The 13,884-nt window shown below is 62.8% G+C and carries 14 protein-coding genes; all 14 read left to right on the top strand.

Annotated elements, in window-relative coordinates; all coding sequences use genetic code 11:
- The first annotated feature begins 152 nt into the window (after window positions 1–152).
- The 14 genes from tsf to rnhB all read left to right on the top strand — a co-directional run bounded on the left by tsf (window position 153) and on the right by rnhB (window position 13,797).
- Window positions 153–1,016, top strand: a complete 864-nt coding sequence (gene tsf, locus CR917_RS01785) for a translation elongation factor Ts (RefSeq protein WP_043863253.1) — start codon at window positions 153–155, stop codon at window positions 1,014–1,016.
- 182 nt (window positions 1,017–1,198) lie between these two features.
- Complete coding sequence (pyrH, locus tag CR917_RS01780; RefSeq protein ID WP_038614006.1) at window positions 1,199–1,942, top strand: UMP kinase; 744 nt, start codon at window positions 1,199–1,201, stop codon at window positions 1,940–1,942.
- Entirely contained in the window at window positions 1,939–2,496 is a 558-nt protein-coding gene (frr, locus tag CR917_RS01775; protein ID WP_043863254.1) for a ribosome recycling factor, read from the top strand. The genes pyrH and frr overlap by 4 nt, the downstream gene beginning before the upstream one ends.
- A gap of 18 nt (window positions 2,497–2,514) precedes the next feature.
- Window positions 2,515–3,270: a polyprenyl diphosphate synthase gene (gene uppS, locus CR917_RS01770; protein WP_043863255.1), complete on the top strand. Its 756-nt coding sequence runs from the start codon at window positions 2,515–2,517 to the stop codon at window positions 3,268–3,270.
- Window positions 3,270–4,085 carry a phosphatidate cytidylyltransferase gene (locus tag CR917_RS01765; protein ID WP_054915002.1) on the top strand — a complete coding sequence of 272 codons (816 nt, stop codon included), beginning with the start codon at window positions 3,270–3,272 and terminating at the stop codon, window positions 4,083–4,085. Before uppS ends, CR917_RS01765 begins: the two co-directional genes overlap by 1 nt.
- Window positions 4,082–5,272, top strand: coding sequence for a 1-deoxy-D-xylulose-5-phosphate reductoisomerase (gene ispC / locus CR917_RS01760; protein ID WP_043863257.1), 1,191 nt, complete (start codon window positions 4,082–4,084; stop codon window positions 5,270–5,272). The genes CR917_RS01765 and ispC overlap by 4 nt, the downstream gene beginning before the upstream one ends.
- A gap of 57 nt (window positions 5,273–5,329) precedes the next feature.
- Window positions 5,330–6,682, top strand: a complete 1,353-nt coding sequence (gene rseP, locus CR917_RS01755) for an RIP metalloprotease RseP (protein ID WP_054915001.1) — start codon at window positions 5,330–5,332, stop codon at window positions 6,680–6,682.
- A 74-nt stretch (window positions 6,683–6,756) separates the two neighbouring features.
- On the top strand, window positions 6,757–9,105 hold the full coding sequence (gene bamA, locus CR917_RS01750; protein ID WP_043863259.1) for an outer membrane protein assembly factor BamA: 2,349 nt from the start codon (window positions 6,757–6,759) through the stop codon (window positions 9,103–9,105).
- 45 nt (window positions 9,106–9,150) lie between these two features.
- On the top strand, window positions 9,151–9,654 hold the full coding sequence (locus tag CR917_RS01745) for an OmpH family outer membrane protein (RefSeq protein WP_043863260.1): 504 nt from the start codon (window positions 9,151–9,153) through the stop codon (window positions 9,652–9,654).
- Between the two features lie 2 nt (window positions 9,655–9,656).
- Entirely contained in the window at window positions 9,657–10,712 is a 1,056-nt protein-coding gene (gene lpxD / locus CR917_RS01740) for a UDP-3-O-(3-hydroxymyristoyl)glucosamine N-acyltransferase (protein ID WP_043863261.1), read from the top strand.
- 112 nt (window positions 10,713–10,824) lie between these two features.
- Window positions 10,825–11,265 carry a 3-hydroxyacyl-ACP dehydratase FabZ gene (gene fabZ / locus CR917_RS01735; RefSeq protein ID WP_038613986.1) on the top strand — a complete coding sequence of 147 codons (441 nt, stop codon included), beginning with the start codon at window positions 10,825–10,827 and terminating at the stop codon, window positions 11,263–11,265.
- Entirely contained in the window at window positions 11,262–12,038 is a 777-nt protein-coding gene (lpxA, locus tag CR917_RS01730) for an acyl-ACP--UDP-N-acetylglucosamine O-acyltransferase (RefSeq protein WP_043863262.1), read from the top strand. The genes fabZ and lpxA overlap by 4 nt, the downstream gene beginning before the upstream one ends.
- A gap of 1 nt (window position 12,039) precedes the next feature.
- On the top strand, window positions 12,040–13,167 hold the full coding sequence (lpxB, locus tag CR917_RS01725) for a lipid-A-disaccharide synthase (RefSeq protein WP_104571828.1): 1,128 nt from the start codon (window positions 12,040–12,042) through the stop codon (window positions 13,165–13,167).
- Window positions 13,168–13,797: a ribonuclease HII gene (gene rnhB, locus CR917_RS01720; protein WP_054914999.1), complete on the top strand. Its 630-nt coding sequence runs from the start codon at window positions 13,168–13,170 to the stop codon at window positions 13,795–13,797.
- Window positions 13,798–13,884: the final 87 nt, after the last annotated feature.

Genomic DNA, 13,884 nt, shown 5'->3' with positions numbered 1-13,884 from the left:
CTTGGCCCCCTTTTTGCCACCTTGAAATCCTCTTGTCAGCGTCGCCGTTGCATCATTGCGAACTGCATGTGCTCTGGCAGTGGATTTCCAGAATTGAACGCCCGTCAGGTATCGGGTGGAATGGTTGAAAACCTATCCAAGAGGAATTTGAAATGGCAGCAATTACTGCAGCGCTGGTAAAAGAACTGCGCGAGCGTACCGGCGAAGGCATGATGGATTGCAAGAAAGCCCTGGAAAAGGCTGGCGGCGACATCGAAAAAGCCATTGACGACATGCGCGCTTCGGGTGCCATCAAGGCAGCCAAGAAAGCTGGCAACGTTGCCGCTGAAGGCGCCATCGCCATCAAGGCCGACGACAAGTCCGCTGTCCTGCTGGAAGTGAACTCGCAGACCGACTTCCTGGCCCTGCAAGACGACTTCAAGGCCTTCGTCGCCGAAAGCGTCGAGCAAGCCTTCGCTGAAAAACTGACCGACGCTGCGCCGCTGATCGCTGCGCGTGAAGCTGCTCGTGAAGCCCTGGTGGCCAAGGTTGGCGAAAACGTCAACATCCGTCGCCTGGTGCGCGTTGAAGGTGACGTTGTCGGTACCTACCTGCACGGCAACAAGATCGGTGTTGCAGTGGTCCTGAAGGGCGGCGACGTCCAACTGGCCAAAGAGATCGCCATGCACGTGGCGGCAAGCAACCCTGAGTTCCTGCTGCCGTCGGAAGTTTCGGCTGAAGCGATCGAGCGCGAAAAAGCCGTGTTCCTGCAGCTGAACGAAGAGAAGATCAAAGGCAAGCCTGAGAACATCGTCGAGAACATGGTCAAAGGCCGTATCTCGAAGTTCCTGGCCGAAGCCAGCCTGGTCGAGCAAGCCTTCGTCATGAACCCGGAAATCAAGGTCGGCGAGCTGGCCAAGAAAGCCGGTGCCGAAATCGTTTCCTTCACCTACTTCAAGGTAGGCGAAGGCATCGAGAAGCCAGTCGACAACTTCGCTGAAGAAGTTGCTGCACAGCTGGCTGCTGCCAAGCAGTAAGACAGAGTCACCTCTGTCGCCCCAAAGAGGCTGCCCGCTCACGCGCGCAGCCTCTTTGTCAAAGCGGGGGCGGTTTACAACGCCGCCCTTTCGCTGGCGCAGTCGCTGCGCCACGCTACAGTTAGCAGGCTGAAAACAGCCCGCCTAGATTTTTTTTCAAAACGCCGCAGGAGAGATTCGCAATGGCTCAGCAGGGCAGTGGTTATCAAGCTCGCTATAAACGCATTCTACTCAAGCTTAGCGGCGAGGCCCTGATGGGCTCGGAAGAGTTCGGCATCGACCCCAAGGTGCTGGATCGCATGGCGCTGGAAGTCGGCCAGCTGGTCGGTATCGGTGTGCAGGTCGGCCTGGTGATCGGTGGCGGCAACCTGTTCCGTGGCGCGGCGCTCAGCGCAGCGGGCATGGACCGCGTTACCGGCGACCACATGGGTATGCTGGCCACGGTAATGAATGCGCTGGCCATGCGCGATGCGCTGGAGCGCGCCAACATCACCGCCATCGTCATGTCGGCGATTTCCATGGTAGGCGTGACCGATCACTATGATCGCCGCAAGGCCATGCGCCACCTGAACTCGAAAGAAGTGGTAATTTTCGCGGCCGGTACCGGCAACCCGTTCTTCACCACCGACTCCGCCGCCTGCCTGCGCGCCATCGAAATCGATGCCGACGTGGTATTGAAGGCAACCAAGGTCGATGGTGTATACACTGCAGACCCATTCAAAGACCCGCATGCCGAGAAGTTCGATCATCTTACCTACGATGAAGTGCTGGATCGCAAGCTGGGCGTGATGGACCTGACAGCTATCTGTCTGTGCCGAGACCACAAGATGCCGTTGCGCGTCTTCAACATGAACAAGCCTGGCGCCCTGCTGAACATCGTGCATGGTGGCGCTGAAGGGACCCTGATCGAGGAAGTTCAAAAATGATCAACGAAATCAAGAAAGACGCCCAAGCGCGTATGCAGAAATCCCTGGAGTCTCTGGCTTATGCGTTCGGCCAGATTCGTACCGGCAAGGCACACCCCAGCATCCTGGCAAGCGTGATGGTGCCTTACTACGGTACCGACACCCCGATCAGCGGCGTGGCCAACGTCACCGTGAAAGATTCGCGCACCCTGCAGGTCGTGGCGTTCGAGCGCAACATGCTCGCTGCCGTCGACAAGGCCATCCAGAGCGCCGGTTTGAATCTCAATCCGACCAACCTGGGTGAGCTGCTGCTGATCAGCATGCCAGCCCTGACCGAAGAAACCCGCAAGGGCTTCACCAAGCAGGCGCGCAGTGCGGCCGAAGACGCGCGCGTTGCTGTGCGCAACATTCGCCGCGATGCTCTGGGTGAGCTGAAGAAGCTGGTCAAGGACAAGGAAATCAGTGAAGACGAAGAGCGTCGCGCCATCGCTGATATCGACAAGCTGACCAAAGATACCGAGGCCCAGATCACCAAGGCCACCGAAGAGAAAGAAAAGGACCTGATGGCCGTTTAAGGGCCGGGACTTTTTTCAATGGAAAAGACCAAGCAGGGTGTGCCTCCATCGGTGCCGCGCCATGTCGCGATCATCATGGATGGAAATAATCGCTGGGCGAAGAAGCGCCTGTTGCCCGGCGTTGCCGGGCACAAGGCAGGCGTGGATGCGGTGCGCGCGGTCATCGAGGTGTGCGCCGAGGCCAAGGTCGAGGTCCTGACCCTGTTCGCGTTCTCCAGCGAGAACTGGCAGCGCCCGGCCGACGAGGTCGGTGCGCTGATGGAGCTGTTCTTCTCGGCGCTGCGTCGCGAGGCCAGGCGGCTCAACGAGAACAACATCAGCCTGCGCATCATCGGTGATCGCTCGCGCTTTCACCCTGAGTTGCAGGCTGCCATGCGCGAGGCCGAGGCGCTGACCGCAGGCAGCAATCGCTTCATCCTGCAGATCGCCGCCAACTACGGTGGTCAGTGGGATATCGCCCAGGCCGCCCAGCGCCTGGCGCGTGAAGTGCAGGCCGGGCATCTGCGCCCGGAAGACATCACCCCCGAGTTGCTGCAGCCGTGCCTGGCGACAGGCGATCTGCCGTTGCCCGACCTGTGCATCCGCACCGGTGGCGAGCACCGCATCAGCAACTTCCTGCTGTGGCAGCTGGCGTACGCCGAGCTGTATTTCTCCGACCTGTTCTGGCCGGACTTCAAACACGAGGCCATGCGCACTGCATTGGCCGATTTCGCTTCGCGCCAGCGCCGCTTCGGTAAAACCAGCGAGCAGGTCGAGGCTGGAGCCCGTGCTTAATGCTTAAACAACGCATCATCACTGCGCTGATTCTGTTGCCGATTGCCCTGTGCGGGTTTTTCCTGCTCGACGGGGCGAACTTTGCCTTGTTCATCGGCCTGGTGGTCACCCTCGGGGCCTGGGAATGGGCCCGCCTGGCCGGGCTGATCGCCCAGGGCCTGCGGGTTGCCTATGCCGTGGTGGTCGCCGGCCTGCTGATGCTGCTGCACCTGATGCCGGAGCTGGCACCCTGGGTGCTGGGCGTTTCGGTGCTGTGGTGGGCGCTGGCCACCTGGCTGGTGCTGACCTACCCGCGTACCAGCGAGCTGTGGGCCAGTGTGGCCTGCCGCCTGCTGATCGGCCTGCTGGTGCTGTTGCCGGCCTGGCAAGGCCTGGTGCTGATCAAGCACTGGCCCCTGGGCAACTGGCTGATCATGGCGGTGATGGTCCTGGTATGGGGCGCCGATATCGGCGCCTACTTCTCGGGCCGGGCCTTTGGCAAGCGCAAGCTGGCGCCGCAGGTCAGCCCCGGCAAGAGCTGGGAAGGTGTCTACGGTGGCCTGGCGCTGAGCCTGGTGATCACGGCGGTGGTGGGCGTGACCCGCGAGTGGAGCGCCGGCGAGCTGATCCTCGGTCTGTTCGGTGCCGCCGTCGTGGTACTGGTGTCGGTGGTCGGCGACCTGACCGAAAGCATGTTCAAGCGCCGTTCCGGGATCAAGGACAGCAGCAACCTGCTGCCGGGGCATGGTGGGGTACTGGATCGCATCGACAGCCTCACGGCTGCCATCCCGCTGTTTGCCGTGCTGCTGTGGGCCGCCAACTGGGGCGCGCTGTGAGCCGCCCGCAACGGATCACGGTGCTGGGCGCCACAGGCTCCATTGGCCTGAGCACACTGGACGTGATTGCCCGTCACCCCGAGCGCTACCAGGCCTATGCCCTGAGCGGCTATTCGCGCCTGGGCGAGCTGCTGGCCCTGTGCCTGCGCCATGCTCCGGTGTTTGCCGTGGTGCCGGGCGATGAGGCCGCGCAGCAGTTGCAGGCCGACCTGCGTGCTGCGGGGTCGAGTACCGAGGTGCTGGTGGGCGAGCAGGGCCTGTGCCAGGTGGCGGCCGACCCGCAGGTGGATGCGGTGATGGCGGCCATCGTCGGTGCGGCGGGGTTGCGTCCGACCCTGGCCGCAGTGGAGGCGGGCAAGAAGGTGCTGCTGGCCAACAAGGAGGCGCTGGTGATGTCCGGCGCCCTGTTCATGCAGGCCGTGCAGCGCAGTGGTGCGGTACTGCTGCCGATCGACAGCGAGCACAACGCGATCTTCCAGTGCCTGCCTGGGGACTATGCCCGCGGCCTGGCCCAGGTGGGTGTGCGGCGCATCCTGCTGACCGCCTCCGGTGGTCCGTTTCGTGAAACGCCGCAGGCCGAGCTGGAGCACGTCACCCCGGAGCAGGCCTGTGCGCACCCGAACTGGTCCATGGGGCGCAAGATCTCCGTCGACTCGGCCAGCATGATGAACAAGGGCCTGGAGCTGATCGAGGCGTGCTGGCTGTTCGATGCCAGGCCTGCCCAGGTCGAGGTGGTGGTCCACCCGCAAAGCGTGATTCACTCGCTGGTCGACTACGTCGATGGTTCGGTGCTGGCACAGTTGGGCAACCCCGACATGCGCACGCCGATCGCCAACGCCCTGGCCTGGCCGCAGCGCATCGACTCGGGTGTGGCGCCGCTGGACCTGTTCGCCGTTGCCCGCCTGGATTTCCAGGCGCCGGACGAGCAGCGCTTTCCGTGTCTGCGCCTGGCGCGTGAAGCGGCGGACGCCGGCAACAGTGCCCCTGCGATGCTCAATGCGGCCAATGAAGTGGCCGTCGAGGCATTTCTTCAGCGGCGCATCCGCTTCCCGCAGATCCCGAGTATCATCGAGCACGTGCTCAACCAGGAAGCGGTCGTTGCCGTGCCGACGCTGGAGGCGGTGTTTGCAGCCGACCAGCGTGCACGCAGCCTGGCCGGGCACTGGTTGGATCGTCACGGGGTCTGAGGTGCGACGTCGCCACGGGTTGCGCCCGCTCCCGCTGAACGCTATTCGGAGAAAGACATGAGTGCGCTCTACATGATTATCGGCACCCTGGTCGCATTGGGCGTGCTGGTCACCTTTCACGAGTTCGGTCACTTCTGGGTGGCGCGGCGCTGCGGCGTCAAGGTTTTGCGGTTTTCCGTAGGGTTCGGTATGCCGCTGGTACGCTGGCATGACCGCCATGGTACCGAGTTCGTGGTGGCCGCCATTCCCCTGGGCGGCTACGTGAAGATGCTCGACGAGCGCGAAGGCGAAGTGCCTGCCGACCAGCTGGAGCAGTCGTTCAACCGCAAGAGCGTGCGCCAGCGCATCGCTATCGTCGCCGCCGGCCCCATCGCCAACTTTCTGCTGGCCATCGTGTTCTTCTGGGCACTGGCCATGCTTGGCAGCCAGCAGGCGCGGCCGGTCATCGGCGCGGTCGAGGCTGGCAGCCTGGCGGCTGCCGCAGGCCTTAGCGCCGGCCAGGAGATCGTCGCGGTCGACGGCAAGCCGACCAACGGCTGGGCAGCGGTCAACCTGCAGCTGGTGCGCCGGCTGGGTGAAAGCGGCGCGCTGCAGGTCAGCGTGCGTGAAGAGGGTGCCAGCACCGACAGCAGCCATGTGCTCAAGCTCGATGCCTGGCTCAAGGGTGCCGACGAGCCCGACCCGATCCGCTCCCTGGGCATCCGCCCATGGCGCCCGGCGCTGGTGCCGGTGCTGGCCGAACTTGATCCCAAGGGGCCGGCCCAGGCCGCCGGTCTGAAAACCGGCGACCGCCTGCTGGCACTCGACGGCAAGGCGCTTGACGATTGGCAGCAGGTGGTGGACACCGTGCGCGGCCGTGCCGGCAGCCGCATCGTGCTGAGCGTGGCGCGTGACGGGGCGACGCTGGAGTTGCCGGTAACCCTCGCCAGCCGTGGCGAAGGCCAGAATGCCAGTGGTTACCTGGGGGCGGGCGTGGCGCCGGTGGAGTGGCCTGCGGCCATGTTGCGCGAGGTCAGTTATGGCCCGCTGCAGGGCCTGGGCGAGGGTGTTTCGCGCACCTGGAACATGAGCGTGCTGACCCTCGATTCGCTGAAGAAAATGCTGTTCGGCGAGCTCTCGGTAAAAAACTTGAGCGGACCGATAACCATTGCTAAAGTGGCGGGCGCTTCGGCCCAGTCCGGCGTTGGGGATTTCCTGAATTTCCTCGCCTACCTGAGCATTAGCCTGGGGGTTCTTAATTTGCTGCCCATTCCTGTACTGGATGGGGGGCATTTGCTGTTTTACCTGATCGAATGGGCGCGTGGTCGTCCGCTTTCGGATCGGGTGCAAGGTTGGGGGGTCCAGATCGGTATCAGTTTGGTAGTCGGGGTGATGTTGCTTGCCCTGATCAACGATTTGGGTCGACTGTAACGCTTCGCTCAATTGCGAACCTGCCGCGTCCCGCGGTGGGTCGTTTATTGCCAGTTGGAATAAGAAAGGACTTCATGAAACGTCTGCTGCTAACTGCGGTTCTCGCCGTACTGATGATCGCTGAAGTTCACGCCGAGTCCTTCACCATCTCCGATATTCGTGTCAATGGTCTGCAGCGGGTTTCCGCGGGCAGCGTGTTCGGCGCCTTGCCATTGAACGTTGGGGACGAGGCCGATGATCGGCGCCTGGTGGATTCCACCCGTGCGCTGTTCAAGACCGGCTTCTTCCAGGACATCCAACTGGGTCGCGACGGCAACGTCCTGATCATAACCGTGGTCGAGCGTCCTTCCGTCTCGAGCATCGAGATCGAAGGCAACAAGGCCATCAGCACCGAAGACCTGATGAAGGGTCTGAAGCAGTCGGGCCTGGCCGAAGGTGAAATCTTCCAGCGTGCCACCCTCGAAGGTGTGCGCAACGAGCTGCAGCGCCAGTACGTGGCCCAAGGGCGCTACTCGGCCGAGGTCGACGCCGAGGTGGTGCCGCAACCGCGCAACCGCGTAGGTCTGAAAATCAAGATCAACGAAGGCACCGTCGCTGCCATCCAGCACATCAACGTGGTGGGCAACACCAAGTTCAGCGACGACGAGCTGGCCAGCCTGTTCGAACTCAAGACCACCAACTGGCTGTCGTTCTTCAAGAACGACGACAAGTATGCCCGCGAAAAACTGTCCGGTGACCTCGAGCGCCTGCGCTCCTACTACCTGGACCGCGGCTACATCAACATGGACATCGCCTCCACCCAGGTGTCGATCACCCCGGACAAGAAGCACGTCTACATCACCGTGAACGTCAACGAGGGCGAGAAGTACACCGTTCGTGACGTCAAGCTGTCCGGCGACCTGAAGGTGCCGGAAGACCAGGTCAAGGCACTGATGCTGGTGCAGCCTGGCCAGGTGTTCTCGCGCAAGGTGATGACCACCACCTCCGAGTTGATCACCCGCCGCCTGGGCAACGAAGGCTATACCTTCGCCAACGTCAACGGCGTGCCGCAGCCTCACGATGACGACCACACCGTCGACATCACCTTCGTCGTCGACCCGGGCAAGCGTGCCTACGTCAACCGCATCAACTTCCGTGGCAACACCAAGTCCGAGGACGAAGTGCTGCGCCGCGAGATGCGCCAGATGGAAGGTGGCTGGGCATCGACCTACCTGATCGACCAGTCCAAGACCCGCCTCGAGCGCCTGGGCTTCTTCAAGGAAGCCAACGTCGAGACCCCGGCCGTACCGGGCACCGACGACCAGGTCGACGTGAACTACAGCGTCGAAGAGCAGGCATCGGGTTCGATCACCGCCAGCGTCGGTTTCGCGCAGAGCGCCGGCCTGATCCTGGGTGGTTCGATCAGCCAGAACAACTTCCTGGGTACCGGTAACAAGGTCTCCATCGGCCTGACCCGTTCCGAATACCAGAGCCGCTACAACTTCGGCTTCGTGGACCCCTACTGGACTGCCGATGGCGTGAGCCTTGGCTACAACGCCTTCTACCGCACCACCGACTACGACGACCTCGACGTCGACGTGGCCAGCTATGCGGTGGACAGCCTGGGTGCGGGCGTCAGCGTCGGCTACCCGATCAGCGAGACTTCGCGCCTGACCTTCGGCCTCACCGCCCAGCAGGACAAGATCAAGACCGGTCGCTACACCGTTGACGAGATCTTCGACTTCGTCAAAAAGGAAGGCGACAACTACCTGAACTTCAAGGCATCGGCCGGCTGGTCGGAGTCCACCCTGAACAAGGGCGTGCTGGCTACCCGTGGTCACTCCCAGAGCCTGGTGCTCGAGGCGACCACCCCGGGCAGCGACCTGTCGTTCTTCAAGCTTGACTACCGTGGCCAGCTGTTCAAGCCGATCAACAACGACTACACCCTGCGTCTGCACACCGAGCTGGGCTACGGCGACGGCTTCGGCGGCACCTCGGGTCTGCCGTTCTACGAGAACTACTACGCCGGTGGCTTCAACTCCGTGCGTGGCTTCAAGGACAGCAGCCTGGGCCCGCGCAGTACCCCGAGTAAAGGCAACAACCCTGGCACTGCGCGCGACCCGGACCAGGACCCACTGCCGTTCGGCGGCAACGTGCTGGTGCAGGGCGGCGTGGAACTGCTGTTCCCACTGCCGTTCGTCAAGGACCAGCGTTCGCTGCGCACCTCGGTTTTCTGGGACGTGGGTAACGTGTTCGACACCAACTGCGGCTCCAAGCCGGATTGCGAGAAGGTCGGCCTCAGCGGCCTGGCCAGCTCGGTCGGCCTGGGCGTGACCTGGATTACTGCACTGGGCCCGTTGAGCTTCAGCCTGGCGATGCCGGTCAAGAAGCCGGACGATGCCGATACCCAGGTGTTCCAATTCTCTCTGGGCCAGACCTTCTAAGGGTCTGCCCCGCGTAAACGACAACGGATTCTGTAGGAGTGCATCGTGCGTAAGTTGACTCAACTGGCTGTACTGGCTGCGACCCTGATCGCGACCCCGGCATTTGCCGAGATGAAAATTGCCGTCCTGAACTATCAGATGGCGCTGCTGGAATCGGACGCGGCCAAGAAGTACGCGGTCGATGCGGAGAAGAAATTCGGCCCGCAACTGACCAAGCTGAAAAACCTGGAAAGCAGCGCCAAGGGCATCCAGGACCGTCTGGTCAAGGGTGGCGACAAGATGGCCCAGGGCGAGCGCGAGCGTCTGGAGCTTGAATTCAAGCAAAAGGCCCGTGACTTCCAGTTCCAGTCCAAGGAGCTGAACGAAGCCAAGGCCGTTGCCGACCGCGAGATGCTCAAGCAGCTCAAGCCCAAGCTCGACGGCGCAGTGGAGGAAGTGATCAAGAAGGGTGCTTTCGACCTGGTACTCGAGCGTGGCGCGGTCATTGATGTCAAGCCTCAGTACGACATCACCCGCCAGGTCATCGAGCGCATGAACCAGTCCCGTTGAACATGACTGCGACCATGAAACTCGGCCAGCTGGCCGAGTTCCTCGGGGCCACCCTCAGTGGCCCGGCGGAGCTCGACATCACTGGCCTTGCGACCCTGCACGAGGCTGGCCCGGGACAATTGAGCTTCCTGGCCAACCCGCAGTACCGCAAATTCCTGCCTGAGAGCAAGGCCGCTGCGGTCCTGCTCAAGGCTGCCGATGCCGAGGGCTTTGCCGGTCACGCGCTGATCGTTGCAGACCCCTACCTGGCCTACGCACGTGTTTCCCACCTGTTCGATCCAAAGCCCAGGGCTGTGGCGGGAGTTCATCCCAGCGCCGTGGTGGCTGCAGACGCACAGGTCGATGCCAGCGCCAGCATCGGTGCCTGTGCAGTGATCGAGAGCGGGGTGCAGATCGGCCCTGGCGTGACCATCGGTGCCCACTGCTTCATCGGTGCGCGCAGCGTGATCGGCGAAGGCGGCTGGCTGGCCCCGCGCGTCACGCTGTACCACGATGTGCATATCGGCAAGCGTGTGGTGATCCAATCCGGCGCCGTGCTGGGGGGTGAAGGTTTCGGTTTCGCCAATGAAAAGGGCGTATGGCAGAAGATTGCCCAGATCGGCGGCGTGAGCATCGGAGACGATGTCGAGATCGGCGTGAACACCGCCATCGACCGCGGTGCACTGGCCGATACCCGTATCGGCAATGGCGTGAAACTCGACAACCAGATCCAGATCGCCCATAACGTACAGGTCGGCGACCACACGGCAATGGCCGCGTGTGTCGGTATTTCCGGCAGCACCAAGATCGGCAAGCATTGCACCATCGCCGGCGGTGTCGGCATGGTCGGGCATATTGATGTGTGTGATGGAGTGTTCGTCTCCGGGATGACCATGGTCACCCGTTCCATCACCGAGCCAGGTGCCTATTCGTCCGGTACGGCCATGCAGCCGCTGGGTGAGTGGCGCAAGAGTGCCGCGCGCATTCGCCAGCTGGATGAGATGGCCAAACGTCTTCAACAAGTGGAAAAGCGACTCGAGGCCGTGACCTCGGGCGACAAAGCTTCATCAGAAGGCTGATACCATTTCCTGATCAAGAGCGCCCAGCCGCTAGACTGCGCTCCTTGATTTGCTAAAGGAGCGCCGCTCGAACGTGCGCGCTCCCTATCTTTACTACAGGCTTCCCCCCGAAATGATGGACATCAACGAGATTCGCGAATATTTGCCTCACCGTTACCCGTTCCTGCTGGTGGACCGGGTGGTGGACTTGGACGTAGAGGCCCAGCGCATTCGTGCCTACAAGAATGTCAGCATCAACGAGCCTTTCTTCAACGGTCACTTCCCGGCGCACCCGATCATGCCCGGCGTGCTGATCATCGAAGCGATGGCCCAGGCAGCCGGCATCCTCGGTTTCAAGATGCTGGACGTCAAACCCGCGGACGGTACCCTGTACTACTTCGTCGGTTCCGACAAGTTGCGCTTTCGCCAGCCGGTGCTGCCGGGTGATCAACTGATCCTCGAAGCCAAGTTCATCAGCTGCAAGCGCCAGATCTGGAAGTTCGAGTGCCAGGCGTCGGTGGACGGCAAGCCGGTATGCTCGGCCGAGATCATCTGCGCGGAACGCAAACTATGAGTTTGATTGACCCTCGGGCAATCATCGATCCATCGGCAAAGATTGCCGACGGCGTCGAGGTCGGCCCATGGTCGATCGTCGGTGCCGGGGTCGAGATCGGGGAAGGGACCGTGATTGGTCCGCATGTGATTCTCAAAGGGCCGACCCGCATCGGCAAGCACAACCGCATCTACCAGTTCGCCTCTGTCGGCGAAGACACCCCTGACCTCAAGTACAAGGGTGAACCGACGCGCCTGGTGATCGGCGACCACAACGTGATCCGCGAAGGCGTGACCATTCACCGTGGCACCGTGCAGGACCGTAGCGAAACCACCCTGGGTGATCACAACCTGGTCATGGCCTATGCCCATATCGGGCACGACAGCGTGATCGGCAACCACTGCATCCTGGTCAACAACACCGCGCTGGCCGGGCATGTGCATGTGGGCGACTGGGCGATACTGTCCGGGTTTACCCTGGTGCACCAGTTCTGCCATATCGGCGCCCACAGCTTTTCCGGCATGGGTACCGCCATCGGCAAGGATGTGCCGGCCTTCGTCACCGTGTTCGGCAACCCGGCCGAGGCGCGCAGCATGAACTTCGAAGGCATGCGCCGTCGCGGTTTCAGCGATGAAGCTATCCATGCCCTGCGCCGCGCCTACAAGGTGGTGTATCGCCAGAACCTGACGGTCGACCAGGCCATCGCCGAACTGGCCGAGCCCGCCCAGCAGTTCCCCGAGGTCGACCTGTTCGTCAAGTCGATCCAGAACTCCGCCCGCGGCATCACCCGCTGACATGGCGCCACTCTGTGTAGCGCTGGTGGCAGGCGAAGCCAGCGGCGATATTCTTGGCGCCGGCCTGATGCGTGCACTCAAGGCCCGCCATCCGCAGGTACGCTTTATCGGCGTCGGCGGCCCATTGATGGAAGCCGAGGGGCTGAGCTCCTACTTTCCCATGGAGCGCCTGGCCGTCATGGGCCTGGTCGAAGTGCTGGGTCGCCTGCGCGAGCTGCTCAAGCGCCGCAAGCTGCTGATCCAGACGCTGATCGAGCAGAAGCCGGACGTGTTCATCGGTATCGATGCGCCCGACTTCACCCTCAACATCGAACTGAAACTGCGCCAGGCCGGCATCAAGACCGTGCACTACGTCAGCCCTTCGGTATGGGCCTGGCGGCAGAAGCGCGTGCTGAAGATCCGCGAAGGCTGCGACCTGATGCTCACGCTGTTTCCGTTCGAGGCGCGGTTCTATGAAGAACAGGGCGTGCCGGTGCGTTTCGTCGGCCACCCGCTGGCCGATACCATCCCGCTGCAGGCCGACCGCACTGCAGCGCGTGAAGCACTGGGCCTGCCCGACGGCCCCTTGGTGGCGCTGATGCCAGGCAGCCGTGGCGGCGAAGTAGGGCGCCTGGGTGCACTGTTTCTGGATACCGCACAGCGGCTTCGCGAGCTGGTGCCGGGGGTGCGCTTCGTCTCGCCCTGCGCCAACCCGGTGCGCCGTGCCCAGCTCGAACAGATGCTCGAAGGCCGCGACCTGCCACTGACCCTGCTCGACGGCCAGTCGCACCAGGCCCTGGCGGCCTGCGATGCGGTATTGATCGCCTCGGGCACCGCTACCCTGGAGGCGCTGTTGTTCAAGCGACCCATGGTGGTGGCGTACCGTGTGGCCCCGGTGACCTACTGGATTCTCAAGCGCCTGGTCAAAAGCCCTTATGTATCGCTGCCCAACCTGCTGGCCCAGCGCCTGCTGGTGCCCGAACTGCTGCAGGAGGCCGCCACCAGCGAGGCCCTGGCGCAGACCCTGGCACCACTGGTGAATGGTGGCGAGCAGCAGACCGAGAGCTTCGATCAGATTCACCGTACCCTGCGCCGCGATGCCTCCAACCAGGCAGCCGACGCGGTACTGGCCTTGCTGGAACATCGATAAATGCAAATCGGACTGGATTTCAACCTGGTCGAAGACCTGGTCGCCGGGGTTGACGAAGTCGGCCGCGGCCCGCTGTGTGGCGCGGTGGTGACCGCTGCCGTGATCCTCGACCCGAGCCGGCCGATCCTGGGCCTGAACGATTCGAAAAAACTCACCGAGGCGCGCCGCGAAAAGCTCTTCGACGAGATCTGCGAGAAGGCCCTGAGCTTTCACATCGCCCGCGCCGAGGTCGACGAGATCGACCAGCTGAACATTCTGCATGCCACCATGCTGGCCATGCAGCGCGCGGTCGAAGGCCTGCACATCACGCCCAAGCTGGCACTGATCGATGGCAACCGTTGCCCCAAGCTCAACGTGCCATCGGCGCCGGTGGTCAAGGGTGACAGCCAGGTGCCGGCCATCGCTGCGGCCTCTATCCTGGCCAAGGTGACCCGTGACCGGGAAATGGCTGCCTTCGAGCTGATCTACCCTGGCTACGGCATCGGCGGGCACAAGGGCTACCCGACCCCGCTGCACCTTGAAGCCCTGGCCCGGCTTGGCCCCACGCCGATTCACCGGCGCTCGTTCGCCCCGGTACGGGCTGCATTCGAGGCCCGTGGCCTGCAGGCCAACGGCCTGTTGCCGGTGTAGAGGCAACCCCCGTTCAGCCTGACCGCTCCCGCGCAGGCTGTAGTTTTGATCGAGGCCCGGTACAATCCGGGCCTTGTTGTTTTGTGC

Origin of the sequence: Pseudomonas sp. BRM28 (genome assembly GCF_002939405.1) — a bacterium.
Taxonomy (GTDB): Bacteria; Pseudomonadota; Gammaproteobacteria; order Pseudomonadales; family Pseudomonadaceae; genus Aquipseudomonas; species Aquipseudomonas palmensis.
Note: the sequence above shows the minus strand (reverse complement) of the source record. Positions and strands in the feature narration are given on the sequence as shown.

Bases quoted from the DNA above. Each gene is read 5' to 3' on its own strand.
- tsf (WP_043863253.1), top strand. From the start codon at position 153: ATGGCAGCAATTACTGCAGCGCTGGTAAAAGAACTGCGCGAGCGTACC.
- pyrH (WP_038614006.1), top strand. From the start codon at position 1,199: ATGGCTCAGCAGGGCAGTGGTTATCAAGCTCGCTATAAACGCATTCTA.
- frr (WP_043863254.1), top strand. From the start codon at position 1,939: ATGATCAACGAAATCAAGAAAGACGCCCAAGCGCGTATGCAGAAATCC.
- uppS (WP_043863255.1), top strand. From the start codon at position 2,515: ATGGAAAAGACCAAGCAGGGTGTGCCTCCATCGGTGCCGCGCCATGTC.
- CR917_RS01765 (WP_054915002.1), top strand. From the start codon at position 3,270: ATGCTTAAACAACGCATCATCACTGCGCTGATTCTGTTGCCGATTGCC.
- rseP (WP_054915001.1), top strand. From the start codon at position 5,330: ATGAGTGCGCTCTACATGATTATCGGCACCCTGGTCGCATTGGGCGTG.
- bamA (WP_043863259.1), top strand. From the start codon at position 6,757: ATGAAACGTCTGCTGCTAACTGCGGTTCTCGCCGTACTGATGATCGCT.
- lpxD (WP_043863261.1), top strand. From the start codon at position 9,657: ATGACTGCGACCATGAAACTCGGCCAGCTGGCCGAGTTCCTCGGGGCC.
- fabZ (WP_038613986.1), top strand. From the start codon at position 10,825: ATGATGGACATCAACGAGATTCGCGAATATTTGCCTCACCGTTACCCG.
- lpxA (WP_043863262.1), top strand. From the start codon at position 11,262: ATGAGTTTGATTGACCCTCGGGCAATCATCGATCCATCGGCAAAGATT.
- lpxB (WP_104571828.1), top strand. From the start codon at position 12,040: ATGGCGCCACTCTGTGTAGCGCTGGTGGCAGGCGAAGCCAGCGGCGAT.
- rnhB (WP_054914999.1), top strand. From the start codon at position 13,168: ATGCAAATCGGACTGGATTTCAACCTGGTCGAAGACCTGGTCGCCGGG.